This is a genomic window from Bacillus methanolicus MGA3 (genome assembly GCF_000724485.1).
GTDB classification, from domain to species: Bacteria; Bacillota; Bacilli; order Bacillales; family Cytobacillaceae; genus Bacillus_Z; species Bacillus_Z methanolicus_A.
The window spans coordinates 1,974,881-1,990,671 of sequence record NZ_CP007739.1 but is presented as its reverse complement, the minus strand read 5'-3'; the positions used below and the strand labels follow the sequence as shown (position 1 = coordinate 1,990,671).

At 39.3% G+C, this 15,791-nt stretch carries 14 protein-coding genes; 6 read left to right on the top strand and 8 right to left on the bottom strand.

Annotated elements, in window-relative coordinates; all coding sequences use genetic code 11:
• Positions 1–167 precede the first annotated feature (167 nt).
• Complete coding sequence (locus BMMGA3_RS09585) at positions 168–941, top strand: SDR family oxidoreductase (protein ID WP_004434916.1); 774 nt, start codon at positions 168–170, stop codon at positions 939–941.
• A gap of 77 nt (positions 942–1,018) precedes the next feature.
• On the opposite strand, the gene BMMGA3_RS09580 is transcribed toward BMMGA3_RS09585, so the two are convergent.
• The 4 genes from BMMGA3_RS09580 to BMMGA3_RS09565 all read right to left on the bottom strand — a co-directional run bounded on the left by BMMGA3_RS09580 (position 1,019) and on the right by BMMGA3_RS09565 (position 5,580).
• A complete protein-coding gene (locus tag BMMGA3_RS09580) occupies positions 1,019–2,380 on the bottom strand; it encodes an MATE family efflux transporter (protein WP_004434914.1) in 1,362 nt (453 codons plus the stop codon).
• Between the two features lie 191 nt (positions 2,381–2,571).
• Positions 2,572–3,132, bottom strand: coding sequence for a GNAT family N-acetyltransferase (locus BMMGA3_RS09575; RefSeq protein ID WP_004434912.1), 561 nt, complete (start codon positions 3,130–3,132; stop codon positions 2,572–2,574).
• Positions 3,133–3,437: 305 nt separating this feature from the next.
• Positions 3,438–4,565 (bottom strand): amidohydrolase, encoded by a 1,128-nt coding sequence (locus tag BMMGA3_RS09570; RefSeq protein WP_004434910.1) that lies wholly within the window; start codon positions 4,563–4,565, stop codon positions 3,438–3,440.
• Positions 4,566–4,800: 235 nt separating this feature from the next.
• Positions 4,801–5,580, bottom strand: coding sequence for an undecaprenyl-diphosphate phosphatase (locus BMMGA3_RS09565; RefSeq protein ID WP_004434908.1), 780 nt, complete (start codon positions 5,578–5,580; stop codon positions 4,801–4,803).
• A 166-nt stretch (positions 5,581–5,746) separates the two neighbouring features.
• On the opposite strand from BMMGA3_RS09565, the gene BMMGA3_RS09560 reads away from it, so the two are divergent.
• Positions 5,747–6,079, top strand: coding sequence for a DUF4870 domain-containing protein (locus tag BMMGA3_RS09560; protein WP_004434905.1), 333 nt, complete (start codon positions 5,747–5,749; stop codon positions 6,077–6,079).
• A gap of 163 nt (positions 6,080–6,242) precedes the next feature.
• On the opposite strand, the gene BMMGA3_RS18650 is transcribed toward BMMGA3_RS09560, so the two are convergent.
• The gene (locus BMMGA3_RS18650; protein ID WP_318533203.1) at positions 6,243–6,458 is read right to left on the bottom strand and encodes a CBO0543 family protein; all 216 of its coding nucleotides are present in this window, start codon (positions 6,456–6,458) and stop codon (positions 6,243–6,245) included.
• Between the two features lie 43 nt (positions 6,459–6,501).
• On the opposite strand from BMMGA3_RS18650, the gene BMMGA3_RS09555 reads away from it, so the two are divergent.
• The 4 genes from BMMGA3_RS09555 (at position 6,502) to BMMGA3_RS09540 (ending at position 10,803) form a co-directional block, all read left to right on the top strand.
• Entirely contained in the window at positions 6,502–7,230 is a 729-nt protein-coding gene (locus tag BMMGA3_RS09555; protein WP_004434895.1) for a hypothetical protein, read from the top strand.
• Between the two features lie 12 nt (positions 7,231–7,242).
• Positions 7,243–8,952, top strand: a complete 1,710-nt coding sequence (locus BMMGA3_RS09550; protein WP_004434892.1) for a GMC family oxidoreductase N-terminal domain-containing protein — start codon at positions 7,243–7,245, stop codon at positions 8,950–8,952.
• 309 nt (positions 8,953–9,261) lie between these two features.
• The gene (locus BMMGA3_RS09545; protein WP_004434889.1) at positions 9,262–10,068 is read left to right on the top strand and encodes a hypothetical protein; all 807 of its coding nucleotides are present in this window, start codon (positions 9,262–9,264) and stop codon (positions 10,066–10,068) included.
• 159 nt (positions 10,069–10,227) lie between these two features.
• Positions 10,228–10,803: a peroxiredoxin family protein gene (locus tag BMMGA3_RS09540; RefSeq protein ID WP_004434888.1), complete on the top strand. Its 576-nt coding sequence runs from the start codon at positions 10,228–10,230 to the stop codon at positions 10,801–10,803.
• A 189-nt stretch (positions 10,804–10,992) separates the two neighbouring features.
• Here the strand turns inward: BMMGA3_RS09540 and BMMGA3_RS09535 are convergent, their stop codons facing one another.
• From BMMGA3_RS09535 to BMMGA3_RS09525, 3 genes are all read right to left on the bottom strand, one after another.
• Positions 10,993–11,211, bottom strand: coding sequence for a helix-turn-helix domain-containing protein (locus BMMGA3_RS09535; protein ID WP_004434885.1), 219 nt, complete (start codon positions 11,209–11,211; stop codon positions 10,993–10,995).
• A 10-nt stretch (positions 11,212–11,221) separates the two neighbouring features.
• The gene (locus tag BMMGA3_RS09530; protein ID WP_004434880.1) at positions 11,222–11,707 is read right to left on the bottom strand and encodes a DUF2975 domain-containing protein; all 486 of its coding nucleotides are present in this window, start codon (positions 11,705–11,707) and stop codon (positions 11,222–11,224) included.
• 852 nt (positions 11,708–12,559) lie between these two features.
• Positions 12,560–15,652: an efflux RND transporter permease subunit gene (locus tag BMMGA3_RS09525; RefSeq protein WP_004434876.1), complete on the bottom strand. Its 3,093-nt coding sequence runs from the start codon at positions 15,650–15,652 to the stop codon at positions 12,560–12,562.
• Between the last annotated feature and the right edge of the window lie 139 nt (positions 15,653–15,791).

Sequence of the window (15,791 nt, the reverse complement as noted above, 5' to 3'; positions counted from 1 at the left end):
CACAACAGAAATTCGATGAAAACTGATTGGCCGTTGCATGGTTCTTTTTCTTTAATTTATGCATGAAAAAGCCTACCCGTTAAACTAACTTCTTAATATTTGCAAATCGCCATTAAAATTTCTTATAGTATTGGTAAAGAAAAATAAAAATAGAGCGGGGTATCTTTGTGAAGGGAAAAACTGCTTTGATAACGGGAGGAGCTGCCGGGATTGGAAGCCGGACAGCTGCCGAACTTGCTGAAAAAGGGGTTAATATTATAATTAACTACCGAACGAATGAGGATCGGGCCGTTGCATTAGCGAGACAACTGACTGAACAATATGGGACGAAAAACTTTGCGATTAAGGGAGATATTTCGAAAAGGAATGAATGCGAAAATTTAACTGAAGAAGTTTTTAAGGTGTTTGAGAGTGTAGATATCCTTATCCATAATGCAGGACCATACATACATGAACGGAAGAAGATGACGGAATATTCGTTTGAAGAATGGGACTATTTAATTCATGGAAATTTAAGTGCAGTGTTTTATTTATCAAAACTGATCATACCTAAAATGAGAGAAAAAAAATGGGGAAGAATTATTACCATCGGTTTTGACCGTGTAGAAACAGCTCCGGGTTGGATTTATAGGTCGGCATTTGCTGCGGCAAAGACCGGGCTTGCTTCCTTAACAAAGACCATTGCTCTTGAAGAAGCTGATTGCGGAATTACAGTGAATATGGTCTGTCCGGGTGATATCGTCGGTGAATGGAAGGAAAAAGACATCAAGGACGCAATCAATGTCCGCGATTCTTTCACTCCGGTTGGAAGACCGGGAACAGGAGAAGATATTGCAAGAGTTATTTCTTTTCTGGCAGATGAAAAGTCAAGTTTCATTACCGGCAGTATTATATCGGTAACAGGCGGGAAAGATGTTCTCAGCAAAATTTATTATGAGTAAGAATTGGTAAGTACATAAATACCTTAATATCAGGAAAAAACCAGCTGCAATTCAGCAGCCGGTTTTTTGTGGCGGGATTATTTTTGAAGCTTTGGGTTAAATTTTTTCTGCTGAATGTAGTAAAGTCTGCTTCCCAGACAAATAGCGCATGCAGCCAGTCCGCTGATTAATCCGATCCAGTACCCGAAAGCTCTCCAGGCAGTAAAATTAGCTAAATAATAGCCTAATGGAAGGCCGACTATCCAATAAGAGACAAGCGTCATCAAAAATGTAATGTTTACATCTTTGTAGCCCCTTAATGCACCCTGAACAGGCGTCTGGATAGCGTCTGACAGCTGGAAAAACATTGCATACAAAAGGAAATGGGCTGTTAATTTTAAAACATGTGGATCATTCGTATAGATTCCAGCAATATTATTTCTAAAAAGAAGCAATATAAGCCCGCAAACAAAAGCCATTATGACAGCAAAGGAAACACCGAGCCAGCTATATTCTTTTGCGTCACTGTACCGCCCGGCTCCTACTTCAAAACCTACAACAATGGTAAGTGCCATGGAGATGCTGAGCGGAACCATATATAATAAAGAACCAAAGTTCAATGCTGATTGATGGGATGCGATCGTAACCGTGTCAAATTTGCTCATGAAGAGAGTTACGGCTGCAAAAATGCTAGTTTCAAAGAATATGGAAAATCCTACAGGAACCCCAATTTTTAAGATTTCCTTCCATTTGCTTAAAGAAATGGGGTAAAACCGGCGGAATACTGCAAAACTGGAAAACGGTTCATTTTTTATGATAATAAAAACAGTTATGAATGTAATTATCCAATAAGTGATTGCTGAAGCATAGCCGGCCCCCACTCCGCCAAGTTCCGGAAAACCGAACTTTCCATAGATTAATAGATAGTTAAAAACAACATTGATCGGTAAAGCCGTTAAGGTCACAATCATAGTTATTCTTGTTTTTCCAAGTGCATCGATAAAAGAGCGGAGAACGGTATACACAAACAAGGGAAACATGCCAAAGCTTAATGCAAATAGAAATTCTCGTGCTACCTCTCTGACATTATCCTCAAGCTGCATTCCATTCAGGATAGGGTTCAATACGAATGCGCCAGCTAAATAAACGACAAAAGCCATGAATACGGCTAAATATACCCCCTGAATAACAGAAAAAGATACTTCTTTTTTGATATTCGCTCCGACAAGTTGGGAGACGATCGGGGTGATGGCCAGCAAAATTCCGCTTAGCCCTGTAAAAACGGGAACCCAGAGAGAAGATCCGATAGCTACTCCCGCCAGATCATTCGGGCTGTAATGGCCGGCCATCGTCGTATCAAAGAAAGTCATAAAATACATGCTGAGCTGAGTGATTAATATTGGGATTAAAATGTTAAATAGTTGCTTTAATTTTTGCTTTTTGTTAAAGGTTTGGTTCATTTTTACGTCCTCTTTTTTTATTCGGTTTCCGAAAGAATTATAACACATCTTTCGAATAGTAACGGATTATAAACTGACATTCGAAGTAAACCTTTTATGCAAAATGACAGTCCCTCACCAATTTAACGCATTAAAAGAGGGTCAGACCCCTTTGAGTCAGACCCTTATAAGTTAGCCCCTTAGTTTTCTTATTAAGCTTCCAGTAATTGTGACGATTCTTGATCAGGTGTGCCACTTCGCATTACATGAAGGGTATATTGATCTTTAGGTATTTCGAATAAATTGTAATTATTCCCGGCCGCATTTAATTGTTCATAGAGTGACTTTCTAGTTTCATTTGCAGAAATAACATACGGGAGCTTTTCAGCTGCTTTTTGTGAGCGAATGTTATTTTTTCGAATCCGCATAAAAATCGTTTCGATCCCGAGTTCATAAAAGAGCTCATCAAAAAACGCATCTTTTGCCATCTTGTTATATCCTTTTCCGTGGTATGGCTTTCCCAGCCAGGTTCCTAAAAAACCGGCATTGTCCTCAATATCAAACAAGCTGATCGTCCCAATTGGAGTGCCCCATTCGTCAAGAATTGTCCGTGAAATGATTTCACCGCGTTCTTCTGCTTCCATTGTCTGTTTTGTTATAAAAAGATACTCTTCATAAGAAGATGCTTTTTGACGCACAAAAGGGAAGACATCCGGGTGCGTCATTAGATGATACAATGTTTGGCAGTCTTGCAGATCGCGCTTCTTGAGCATTTTTATCCCTCCAATTTGAGGACAGTCCGATTCCATGCCAAATGAGGATTCGGCCCACCCTCGAAATTTTTTGTAATGTTGCTAAAAAATTTCGGGGTGGGAATCGAACCCACTAGAACCAGGTAACCCTGGTGGCGCACCATTTGCCTTCCCTAGATTTAAGATATGATTTTATTATTGTACTAAAATATTTATTTCGAATAAAAAACATCTTACTGACCGTATAATACTAAAAAAAAATCAAAAAAGAAATGGGTATTTTGTTAATTTTTTGTGGATATTTCTTAACAAATTTCAACAAAAAATTAACTTTCTTGATAAACAAAGTTTCCATTTATCATTGTCCAATTTGGTTTTGCAAGAAAATGAAATGGATGGTGATTCCACAATACGAGATCTGCATCTTTTCCCGGTTCAATACTGCCGAGACGATCATCAACGCGCAAGTTCCGGGCAGCAGTAAGTGTTATTCCTTCAAGGGCTTTTTGCTCGGATAATCCTTCACGGACAGCGATAGCAGCACATACATTTAAATATTGAATGGGAGTATATGGATGATCGGTCGTGATGGATACTTCGATACCATGGTTCGTAAGTTCCTGGTACGTTTTCCAATTTTTGTTTTTTAATTCCACCTTTGATCTTCGAGTCATAGTAGGTCCAACAGAAACCTTTAAATGCAAACCGGCAAGCTCTTCGGCAATGAGATGTCCTTCGGTACAATGTTCGATTCGGAGATCAAGGTTAAATTCTTCTGCAAATCTGACAGCAGAAATGATATCATCTGCACGGTGGGCATGAATTCTGACTGGAATTTCCCTTCTTAAAGCTTGAACGAGAGGTGCAATCCTCAGCAATTCTGGATTATCCGTATTTTTAGCTTCATAAAAAGCTTCGCGCAACATGCCCATGATGCCCATTCTTGTTATCGATTCTTTATTGCCGTGGCTGTGAATCCTTTTTGGATTTTCTCCTAGTGCGATTTTTAAACCAGCTGTTTCTTGAATCACCATTTTATTAATATTTTTGCCAGCTGTTTTTATTACAGATGTTGTTCCGCCGATGACATTTGCACTTCCTGGCATGACATGAACGGTCGTGATCCCGTATTTAACTGCATCAGAGAATGCTGGATCGAATGGATATACGCCATCGATTGCCCGAATATGGGGACTCATTGTCTCTGCCGTTTCATTCGCATCATTTCCTGCCCAGCCAGTCCCCTCATCATAAAGGCCTAGATGTGTATGGACATCAATAAAGCCAGGAAACAAATAATTTTGATGGCAATCAATGATTTTCACGTCACTGTCTGTTACAAGATTAATGCCGACTTTTGCTATTTTCCCATTTTCTATGAGAACATCACCATTTTGTATCGGTGATGATGAAATTGGATAAACCGTTGCATTTTTTAATAAAAGCTTTGTCATGAGTACCTTTCCTTGTATACATTAATATTTCATTCTATCCATTTTATCAATTACGTGTGCCTGATGGGAATGTTTTTTCGAAAAAAATGAGGCTGTCTCATTAGGGTTTGACCCCATGTGTATTTATCAATATATAGCACATTTATCCAACATTATGTCCTATATATTGTGTTATGGGGTCTGACCCTTAGGCTTTTGAGACAGCCTCAGCCTATACTTTTGGAAGAATATGAATTTAAAAAATATGGAAAAACTGGAGAAATAGAACCGTGAAACCGAGAATCCATACGTATCCGGCAAAAATTTTTAATGATTTCGTTTTGAGAAAATTGATCATCCAAACGACAGCTGCATAGCCAAATAGCGCTGAAGTTAACGTTGCGACGAACAAGCTGCTGAATGAAACTGCTTCAATATGACCGCTCGCCATTTTTGCAAATTGGAGGACGATTCCTCCAGCAATCGCTGGTATGGACAGTAAAAAAGAAAAGTATGCTGCGGTTTCACGGTCTAAATTTCGGAAAAGCCCTGCGGCTATCGTTAAACCGGAACGGGAAACGGCAGGGAAGATGGCTGCAGCCTGAAACGATCCGATAAATAGAGCATCACCAAATCCAATACTTTCCATTCTTTTTGAACCATTTTTCATTCCATCTGCCATCCAGAGAATGAATCCTGTGAATAAAAATTCCCAACCGACCGTAATCCCTGTTTTTGAAATCGAATCAAATAAATGGCTGAATAAAAAACCGACAACCACGGCAGGTATGGTTCCAACGATCAGCAGCATAGAAAGTTTTCCGAATGGATTTTTTATGATTTTTACTAATTCGTCTTTGTAAATGATAAGTACTGCGAGCAATGTTCCAACATGAAGCATTGTGTCTAGAAACAGTCCTGCTTCATCAAGCCCGAACAGATGCCTTCCTAAGTATAAATGGCCGGTGCTGGATATAGGCAAAAATTCTGTTAATCCTTGTATAATTCCAAGAATAAATGCCTGCAATTTAGACATCATCGTGTATCACCCTTTTGTCAATTCTGTCTATATCAATATGTATTCAAGTTGTCCAAAACAAGAACATGGAATTGGCTTTCGAAAAAAAACGAAACTTTATAAAATGTCTGACGTAAATATTGGTAGATAAAACTAACTTTATTCGTAAATGGAGGATGGATAAATGGAAGGAAAAATACCGGCCAATGAGGAAAGACTATTGGCTGCTGCGATCTATGTAAGCAGCTTTTTTACAACTTTTATCGGACCGCTGATAATCTGGCTATTAAAGAAGAATGAATCGTCTTTTGTGGATTATCATGGAAGGGAATATTTCAATTTTTTGATTTCATACGGGGTTTATTCTATCATCAGCTTGCTGCTTATGCTGGTTTTAATTGGATTTGTTACGATATGGATTGTTGGGATTTTAACAGTTGTCTTTACGATCGTTGCGGCGATTAAAGCATATGAAGGGGAAGAATACCGCATTCCGTTCGTATTTAGAATTTTATAGTTTTTTTCATGGATGCTTACTTAAAAGCTAAGGATTGTTATGTATTCATAAAAAAGCCCTACAACATTCGAGCATGTTGTGGGGTTTTTTCTTTTGCAACATTATGAAAAAGTATATTGCAAATGGGGTGTTTAATCTAATGATTATGGCTCATAGAGGGAATCTATACGCATCTTTTTCTTTTTTGATTTAAAAATTCAATGGAAGCAATGAAAGCTCGTGATAACCAGAACGTCATTGTAAGAATCGAAAAAGTATGAAACCATCTCCATCGTTTACTATATTCAATTAATTGAGTTTTTCTTTCAAGCCAAACATGAACGACTGTCATCGGTACACTAAAAATAAAAACACTTAAAATTGTTTTCAATGGTTTCATTTTATATGTAAGATTACATTTAGAAATTAGGAGGAAGTTACGTATGGATGAAAATTTGATATCCGGTCATCCGCAGGGAGGACATTTTTTGGAGCAAGTAAAAAATATAATGACAAACCTGGTTTCTGCAGAACAATCTTCCTCATCTGTATCCACCGCAATCAAATTGCCGCTACAAATGATTGAAACTGTCAGCATTCCTCATACGAAAGCAACCTTTATGGCTTTTGCGGATGTGATGATCCCATCAACCTTAGAAGCTTTGGATTTGCGGCTAGACGACTACATTGTTTGGACATTGGATCATTATGTTTCTATCCAAGGAGACTTGAGTACGAAAACCGTCTCATTATCTGCTCAAACTGCCAAAATACTTGATATAGCAGCTTTTCAACTGATTATTTCCGGATATGTAAAAGTACCTCCCGATTTTTCTACCTATCCGGATGGCGGTCCATTTGCAGCTCTATCACATGATGATCGGTTTGAAGCAATTAGTTTGTTAGAAAACCTGCAAGTTGACTTAGAAATTCTCCCTTCTCCATTTCGAAACAATGCTGGTTTGATAAAGAATGTCGTAACTTCTCTCCATCAAATGGTTTTGTTTGGCTATTATTCAGAATGGTTTTCTTTTGGATCAACACGATTAGCTTATCCTGAGGATCACCGCTTAGAAAGACAGCACTTTATATGGGAAAGATTGAATTATCCGGGTCCATCATTTGGTTATCGGGCAGTTCGAGGATTTTTAGTTGATAAATTTTCAGAATAGGTGTGATGAATAATGAGTCTAGATGCGGATGTCATCATAATTGGCGCTGGTGGGGGCGGAGCTGTTGCAGCCAAGGAATTGGGAGAATTAGGGTTCAACGTCATCATCCTTGAGGCCGGTCCTTGGTATGGGAATAAAAAATGGACCAATCCAAATCGAGAACGCGGATCAGTCAGCAGCTCCAATGTCGAAGATTTAGATATAAATCTCTTGCGTTCACAATATACAAAGCATGATCATACAATGAATTCTTTTGAATTTGGCCGTTTTCGCTGGGGACCAGCAGATCGCCGCCGCCCGGCATGGCACCGGAATGTTCCGAAAAACGGTGTGATTTGGCAATCGGCTGGCGTAGGAGGGTCAACACAACATTACTGGGCAAACTCACCTCGAGCTTTTTCAATAGCTATTGATGATGTCTGGCCTATTTCCTATCGGGAATTGATTCCCTACGATGAAAAAGTAGAAGATATATTGCCAGTTCGGCCTGCTCCAACAACTGCAAAGGAAGAATTATTTTTTTATGGTGCGAAAAAAGCGGGTTGGTCTATGCTGAATACTTTAAATCCTGTTTCTCCAGGTTACCGCCCGCAGCCAAGTGCAATCCTGCATCCAAATGAAAGGTTAATGGATTCCAATATCGGTCTGGATGAATTATCAAAATTGGAGGGATGTACGCTTTGCGGTCATTGTGTGAATGGCTGTCCACATGGACCATCGATTGATAAAGTGGCTAAACGCTCTACCAACATAAGTTATGTCCCTCTTGCCTTAAAAACCAAAAAAGTAGAAATTCGACCTAATACATATACAACCAAGATTTTGACGGAAAATCATTCAAATGATGGCATCCGGGCAATCGGAGTTCAGTACAGAGATACATGGACAGGCGAATCCGGAGAATTATACGCGAAAGTGATTGTCATGGCAGCTGGTTCTATTGAAAGCCCAAGACTCTGGCTAAATTCACAATTGCCGTATAATCCGTGGGTTGGACGGGGATTAACTAACCATTATTGGGATTGGGTAACCGGTGTATTTGATGAAAAGGATCTCATAGGCATATTGGGGCAGCAGAATGTGAATCCATTTGTTGGTCCTACATCAGGAGGGCGATTAGATTATCCGGGATTAGGCTGTATGCAGCCATCTGGACTCAGCCCAGGTTTATTTTCTTCCTTAACATTTGGGTTCAGCGAAAGCGGGTATCATTCTGTAAAGAATCCATTGTCAACAGACCCTTGGGATCTACAAGGACGAGTTGTAGGAAATGAATTAAAAGAATGGATGTACAATTACAAAAATACGTTAAGCATAATGATCCTCACCGATGATCAGCCTTCTATAAAGAATGGTGTGGCCATTGATCCTGCAGTAAAAGATGAACACGGACCAATTCCTGTCGTACGGTATACACCTTGTAAGAAAGATATACAGAAGAGAAATCAGCTTGCCAAAATTGCAGCCGATATTTTACACCAAGCTGGAGCGAAGAAGATTATCCTGACCAATTGGCCATCTCACTTGTTTGCTCATATGGAATCCACGATGCGAATGGGTTTTGTCGTGGACAATAATTGTGAAGCGTATCAAGTGAAACGGCTTTTTATTGCTGACAATAGCGCTCATTTTAATGGAATTGGCGGACCCAATCCTACTTTGACTACTCAAGCTTTAGCTACACGAACAGCAGAAAAAATAGCCATAAAATATTTTAGTTGAAGCTTTTCGTTTCATACATTTTCAATAGATGGCTGACCCAAAATGAATAGCCTGGGCACCACTAGTTGCTTGATCATTGTTTTTGCAATCTTTCGTAACTCGGACGGGAGCCAGGCATAAATGGGCCAGCCTCATAACATCATTTCTTATTCGTTTTTCAGTTTTCCTCTGCTTAAGATATTTGTTCTTGTTTAACATGATTCCAATAGAAGATGTTTAATTTATCACTTTTCAACTTTCATGTTTTCCTTAGTGGATTAATAGACTGGTAATAGGCCTCTATCTGAATTGCTTAAGGGAGACTATTTTATGGATATTCAACAATATTATAAGAAATATGCTGAAATATCATTGAATGCAAGCATTGCAGCTTGTATTCCGCCGTTTTTTATATTAATTATTTGGCTCGTTGTTGATCACAAATTGCCAATACTAGTTATGACTCTTCCATTTATGGTTTATAGTTTCTTTTGTTATCAAAATTACTTAGTTGGTAAGAGAAGATATGAGGAAGCTGCGGAAAATTCCTTGGAATCAAACCGTTCCGAATCATTCATTGAATCAAATGACATGTTGATTGCTTTTTTACCAGCCCCTTCATTGAGAATGCTATTGTTTGCTCCGAGCGGCAAGTTAATAGGAGAAGTGAAAGACTTGCGGTTTTGGAAATGGAGATGGTTTTTGCCTTATTTTATGGACAGGCTGTTTCCTGGCATGTACGGTCTGTATAATGATAAAGGAGAATTAACGGCACAAATACATCTTGGCAATGGAAAAGATGGATTTATTAAAATCTATGAAAATGATGAATTATTAGGTTTTTATATACGAATAGAGAATGATCAATTATCAGATTTGAAAGGCGAATTTGTCTTAGGAGACGAGGAAAAAATGTTCTGTGCGATCCGTTCGGAATTAAACGGCGAAATGCGTTTTTATGACCAAACCGGAAAGACCGTTTGTGGGTTAAAAAAAGGTTGGATGCCGCTTGAGTGGGGAAAATATTTTAGAGATCCTAATACACCTATACTGTCGTTTCATCACCAGTCAAGAAAGGAAGAAAAAATAGCTGTCATCAGTTTTCTTGTCCAGTGTTATTGCTATCGTAATCATTAAAGTCAATTCCGCATTTTTCAGAAATATAGTATGATAAATGATGGGATTGGTCGATAAATTTAAAGGTTGGTCGATAACACATGGAAAGTAGCCGATAAATTAGAAAATTTGGTTAATATAATAGCCATTCATGTTTCCTGCAAACGAGGTGCCTGCAAAATGAAAAAATGGATAATAGCTTTAGCAGCCGCTATTCTCCTTATATTCATAATTGATCAAACATTGCTTCACGACAACTTTACAAAGGAGAAAAGTCTAAAAATTAAGAAATACGAGAAGATAAAAAATGCAGAACAGCTCCCGGAAGGAATAGACGTGGGCAAAAGGACTCTTAATTTTACCCTTCCTGATCGAAACGGAAAAAAAATTCAACTTTCTGATTTCAAAGGACAAAGAGTTCTTCTTAATTTCTGGGGCAGCTGGTGTCCTCCGTGTCAGAAAGAAATGCCATATATGCAAAAGATTTATGAGAAATATAAAGACAAAAACTTTGTTATTATTGCAGTTAATTCAACTGTTACTGAAAAAAGAAAAGAGGATCCAATACGTTTTGTTGAAAATCATGGTCTGACTTTTCCGGTTCTTTTGGATGAGAAGAATCAAGTAACTTCTATGTATGAGGTTCTTTCATACCCAACAAGCTTTTTTGTTGATTCAGATGGCGTTATACGCAGCAGAGTTATTGGTGAAATGAATGAAGACTTTATTGAAAAAGAAATAAAGAGACTCCCATAAATTCATAACGGGTTCCGTTTTGAGGCGCAAACATTGCAAATCACATCATATATTTTGTCACTAATATCAAAGCAATTCTCAATGGAATTCTCTGAGTAAATAACATCAATAAACGCAAAGAAGGGATAGCTTAATGGCTATCCCTTAAATTCTCTAACGACTTCCGTTAAATAAATTTGTTGTCTGTTTTTATTGAGTGTCTTCGTCGCTTTTGTACTCCAAAATATCACCTGGTTGACAATCCAAAGTCTTACATATCGCTTCTAATGTTGAAAAACGAACCGCTTTTGCTTTCCCATTTTTCAGAATGGAAAGATTCGCCATAGTTATTCCAACCCTCTCCGAAAGCTCCGTTACGCTCATTTTTCGTTTTGCTAACATCACATCAATATTAATAATAATTGCCATATCCTCCACCTCAGACCGTCAAATCATTTTCTGATTTTATGTTAATCGCTTCTTGTAGAAGCCGTTGGAGGATAGCAGCAAAAACGGCGATAACCAACGAAGCAAAAATGATTATGAGTTGCAATATTCCAAAAGGAGGGTCCATATTCTTCGTTATAAAACGAAAGAGCGGAAAACCTAATACATACAAACCACTGATTGTAAAAGCACAGCACTTTATGTTCTTTAATGCCTTTACGGATAATTCTGAGAATGCTGTGTTTTTGTCAATATACCGTAAAAGATTGAAAGCCTGATAGAGAGCAAAGTAAAAAGGAACAGCTGCTCCATACATCACGATGAAAACAAGATATTTCAAATAAGACATATCTGGGTACAATTCTCCAGCAAAATTTCCAATCTTAGGAACCAAAAATATACACAAATAAAGCACTGCAATTCCAGCCAGAAAAATAGTTACCTTTAAGAAAGTGGTTGAGCCTCGTTTAACATTCATTTAATATACCTCACTTATTTAAGGACAACATGATTTTAGCATATTATTTATCGTTTCGCAATAAATTTGTATTGTTTTTTATTATATTATTATCGTTAATAAAATATCCTTAAAAGCATTTCTCATTACAAAGAAATGCTCTTACTTTAAAATGTTAAATTTACAACTTGTTCTACAAAACTTCTAAATAGTTTCTTCTGCGAATTTCCACTACTTTGGGTTTTCTTGGGTTTAAAAAACTCCATATCTGTTCCTCCTTCATAATTCACAGTAAAAATCACATGATAATTCACAGTAAAATTCACACTGTACAATAATTATTTCCATATTCGAGAATTGGTGTGCGAAATCCTACTTGAATTTTAATAAAAACATCAAAGAGTGTAGTAATTTCAAGGAAAGAAAAAACGTGAATTCGTGTGTGAATTCACGTTAAAAATGTATTGTGAAATTGATTTTTGCACCCCAAAAGAGAACCCGTTAATAAATTCAGGTGAATCTTTTATCTAATTCATGAGGAATTCCAAAATGAAAAATTTTTTTATTTCTATTATGTTTTATTTTTTCATTTTAATTAAGACCTTTAATATGTTAGAATAGTTTAATCGAATAGGATTTCCATTGGGGTCAAAAGAAATTCATTTAAAATAAATATCCGGATAAACCTAATAATAAAAATAATGGTTTATCCGGTTTTATTTTGTTTAAGTTTTAATTTTGGCAGGGAATTTGGCAGAAAATAATAAATAATTATTAAAAACTGTAAGGATAAAAAAGTCGATTCATTTTAGCATTTCTTCTAATGCTTTCGCAGCATTTGCTTGCATATTTCGGATCGTTCTCTTTTTTCCTTTAATTCAAAGCCGCTTCTTTTATATCAACCTGGTTTGCCAATGGTGCACTCCGATGCAGCCATTTGTAGCAAATCGGTACCATGAAGAGACTAATAAAGGTAGAACTTACCAGACCACCGATGACCACAATGCCAAGCGTTTGCGAGATCACCGTATCGGTACGTGATGAAAAGGCAAGCGGAATCAAAGTTAAAATGGTGGTGAAAGCTGTTGTCAAAATCGGCCGTATCCGGGTGAGCGTCCCCTGTAAAATTGCCTCCTCCAGTTTCATGCCGGCTGCGATGTTTCGCTCGACTTTATCAACAAGAACGATGCCATTGGTCACAACAATTCCCGTCAACATCAATAAACCGACAAAGGCCGCCAGATTCCATTCCAGTTTAAAAATAACCATGCTGATGACCGAGCCGATAAACGCGAGCGGTATGCACAGCAAGACGGAAAGAGGGGCTTTCCAGCCGCGGAAAACAACACTGATGATGAAAAGCACCAGAAAGACGGAAATGAATAAAGCAAATCCCATCTCAACCATCATTTCATACACCTGCTGCGGGGCACCCGCAAAGGAAACCTTTATGCCTTCCGGAAGCGGCATTTGTGCGAGAGCCTTTTTGACTTCGCTGGTTACCTTTCCAATATCATTGGAAGTGATGTTGGCAGTCACAACAGCAAACGGCTGGCCATCCTTCTCCTGAATCAAAGGTGTACCTGAAGAAGTCAGGATTGCAAGCTGGGTTAAAGGAACTTTTTTTCCGTCTTTATTTAAAAAAGTCTCCCTGCCCATGATCGAAAAAATGTCATTGGTTGCACCGTTTTGCACATCGGTATGAATGACAACCGGGAAAGTATTCCCGTTAATGGAGATGGATCCTTTTGTTCCTTCAGCTACATAGAGCTGAATCCGGTTGAGAACGTCTTCAAGCTTTATTCCGTTCTTTTCAATCGCTTTCCGATTCAGTGTTAACTGATATTGCGCGGTCTGATCTTCAGCATCTGCCGCTCCCTGCACAGCCAATCCGGGAATTAACTTCAGCTGATTGCGGACTGTTTGCGCAAGGGTCTCTAGCTTCTGGCTGTCAGCTCCCATAAGATTGATTTTCAACTGCGTATCATCACCGGCAATGCTTGCGTTGGAAACCGTGTAAACCGCTTTTCCAGACAAGCCATTTAATTGCTTTTGCAATTCAGAAATAAAAGCATTGACATCGGTCCCTTTTTTCAGCGTTATCGAAATATTGGCGATGTTCGGCTGCTGCAGCCAGCCGCCTCCGGCATCAAAAACATCATCGGATTGTGGGGTAAAAGAGGAACCAAGCCCCGATGAAAAAGAGGTGATTTTTGGATTTGCCTTAAATAACCCCTCCAATCTCTGCACTTCCGCATTCACTTCCGTCAGAGCCGTATTCCTTGGCATTTCCACTTGAACGCCGACCTGCCCCGTTTGAGTGGATGCCGGTAAAAAATTCACAGGCAGAAAAGCTGCAGAGATCACTGTCAGCAAAAATAACGCCAGCGTGACAGCAGATGTTTTTCCTTTTCGCGCAAACACCCATGCAAAAATTTTATAGGCAAGCGGCTCTAAATCGTCTTCGACAGCACTCGGTTTCCCTTTCCAAAAAAGGTTATAAAAAGCCGGTACGATAAAGATCGATACAAATAAGGACATGATCAGAGCAATCACAACCGACCAGGCAAACCCTGAGAATGCGGAGCTGATCATCCCGCCGACAAGGGCAATCGGGACATAGACAGCCACGGTTGTGGCAGTAGACGAAACAATGGCCGGAATCATTTCCGTTACACCCTTTACGATCGCGTCCATGCTTCTTACACCTTTTGCCTCATGGACTTTTCGGTTCATATTATCAAGGATGACAATCGAATCATCGACCACCCTGCCCATCGAGACAATTAACCCCGATACGGTCAGAAGATTAAGGCTGATGCCCATCGTTTTTAATAAACCGGCTGCCGCCAGTAAACAGATTGGCAGGGAAAGGGCAATAAGCAATGTCGAGCGAACTTTACGGAAAAACAAAAACACACAAATTATCGAAAACAAGCACCCAAGCAAGCCTTCTTTGATCAGGTCTTTCAAAGCAGCATTCACCTGCGCGCCCTGGTCAAATAGAATAGAAACCTTTACATCCTTATTTTTGTAAGCAGGTATTTCTTTAAGTTTCCTTTTAATCCGCTCCGACACATCGGTAATATTCGAAGATGGAGTTTTTAAAATATCCAAAAGAACACTCGGCTTTCCATTCGTTCTTGTAATTGTCTGCAAATTGACAATTGAGTTGGATATGTTGGCCACAGCAGAAAGCGGAACAATTTTTCCGTTTTGACCATGAATCGGCAGCTTGAGCAAATCCTGCTGGTTGATCGTCCAGCCCGCGACTTGGATTGGTATCGAAATTTGGTTGTTCGTCATCTTTCCATTAAAACCGGTTGTATAATTGTTAGTTTCGAGGGACTTTTTTACATCATATACCGTTAATCCCGCTTTTTGCAAATCTTTGGTTCGGATGGTAACCGCATATCCGGCCGTTCCACCCCCGGAAACGCGAATGTCTTGTACGCCCGGCACAGTTTTCAATCGATTGACAGCATCTGCTTGAATCGCTGTTCGCAGCGTATTTTCTGTCATATTTGGTGAAGCGGCCATCAGACTGATTCTCATCATCGGCAGAGAATGGGTACTGAGCCGGGTGACGAGAGGTTTTTCAACATCGGCAGGCTGGGAAACGCTCTCCAGAGCTTTCGATACCTCGGCCTCTGCCTTTTTCATATCATATTTCATTGGAAAGTTGAGGCTGACCATGGCACCGCCATTAAACGAGCTCGTCTCCACATTCTCAAGGCCGTCCACTACCCGTACCGCCTGCTGGATAGGTTCAGTAATCAGGGTTTTTACTTGATCTGCCTGATAATTGTCTGCCTTGACCGTCACGATAAGCGAAGGGTTGCTGATCTCAGGCAGGTAATCCCGTTGGATTTGAAGCGCGGACATGCCGCCCCAGACAAGAATCAAGGCGATTAACGTGATCATCAAAATGACCCGTTTCTGCGTTGCTTCCAATAACCGTTTCATTTTTTACTTTTATCCTCCCTTGGCACGTCCAAGTTAATAGATTCATAGAAAAAAGGAACCAAACCGCGAAAAGCCTGGTTCCTCTCATCATCCAGCCGCAGGCGCAGCCCCAGTCTGCCACCTGCCTAGTCATGCAAAA

Bases quoted from the DNA above. Each gene is read 5' to 3' on its own strand.
- BMMGA3_RS09580 (WP_004434914.1), bottom strand. From the start codon at position 2,380: ATGAACCAAACCTTTAACAAAAAGCAAAAATTAAAGCAACTATTTAAC.
- BMMGA3_RS09575 (WP_004434912.1), bottom strand. From the start codon at position 3,132: ATGCTCAAGAAGCGCGATCTGCAAGACTGCCAAACATTGTATCATCTA.
- BMMGA3_RS09570 (WP_004434910.1), bottom strand. From the start codon at position 4,565: ATGACAAAGCTTTTATTAAAAAATGCAACGGTTTATCCAATTTCATCA.
- BMMGA3_RS09565 (WP_004434908.1), bottom strand. From the start codon at position 5,580: ATGTCTAAATTGCAGGCATTTATTCTTGGAATTATACAAGGATTAACA.
- BMMGA3_RS09560 (WP_004434905.1), top strand. From the start codon at position 5,747: ATGGAAGGAAAAATACCGGCCAATGAGGAAAGACTATTGGCTGCTGCG.
- BMMGA3_RS18650 (WP_318533203.1), bottom strand. From the start codon at position 6,458: ATGAAACCATTGAAAACAATTTTAAGTGTTTTTATTTTTAGTGTACCG.
- BMMGA3_RS09555 (WP_004434895.1), top strand. From the start codon at position 6,502: ATGGATGAAAATTTGATATCCGGTCATCCGCAGGGAGGACATTTTTTG.
- BMMGA3_RS09550 (WP_004434892.1), top strand. From the start codon at position 7,243: ATGAGTCTAGATGCGGATGTCATCATAATTGGCGCTGGTGGGGGCGGA.
- BMMGA3_RS09545 (WP_004434889.1), top strand. From the start codon at position 9,262: ATGGATATTCAACAATATTATAAGAAATATGCTGAAATATCATTGAAT.
- BMMGA3_RS09540 (WP_004434888.1), top strand. From the start codon at position 10,228: ATGAAAAAATGGATAATAGCTTTAGCAGCCGCTATTCTCCTTATATTC.
- BMMGA3_RS09535 (WP_004434885.1), bottom strand. From the start codon at position 11,211: ATGGCAATTATTATTAATATTGATGTGATGTTAGCAAAACGAAAAATG.
- BMMGA3_RS09530 (WP_004434880.1), bottom strand. From the start codon at position 11,707: ATGAATGTTAAACGAGGCTCAACCACTTTCTTAAAGGTAACTATTTTT.
- BMMGA3_RS09525 (WP_004434876.1), bottom strand. From the start codon at position 15,652: ATGAAACGGTTATTGGAAGCAACGCAGAAACGGGTCATTTTGATGATC.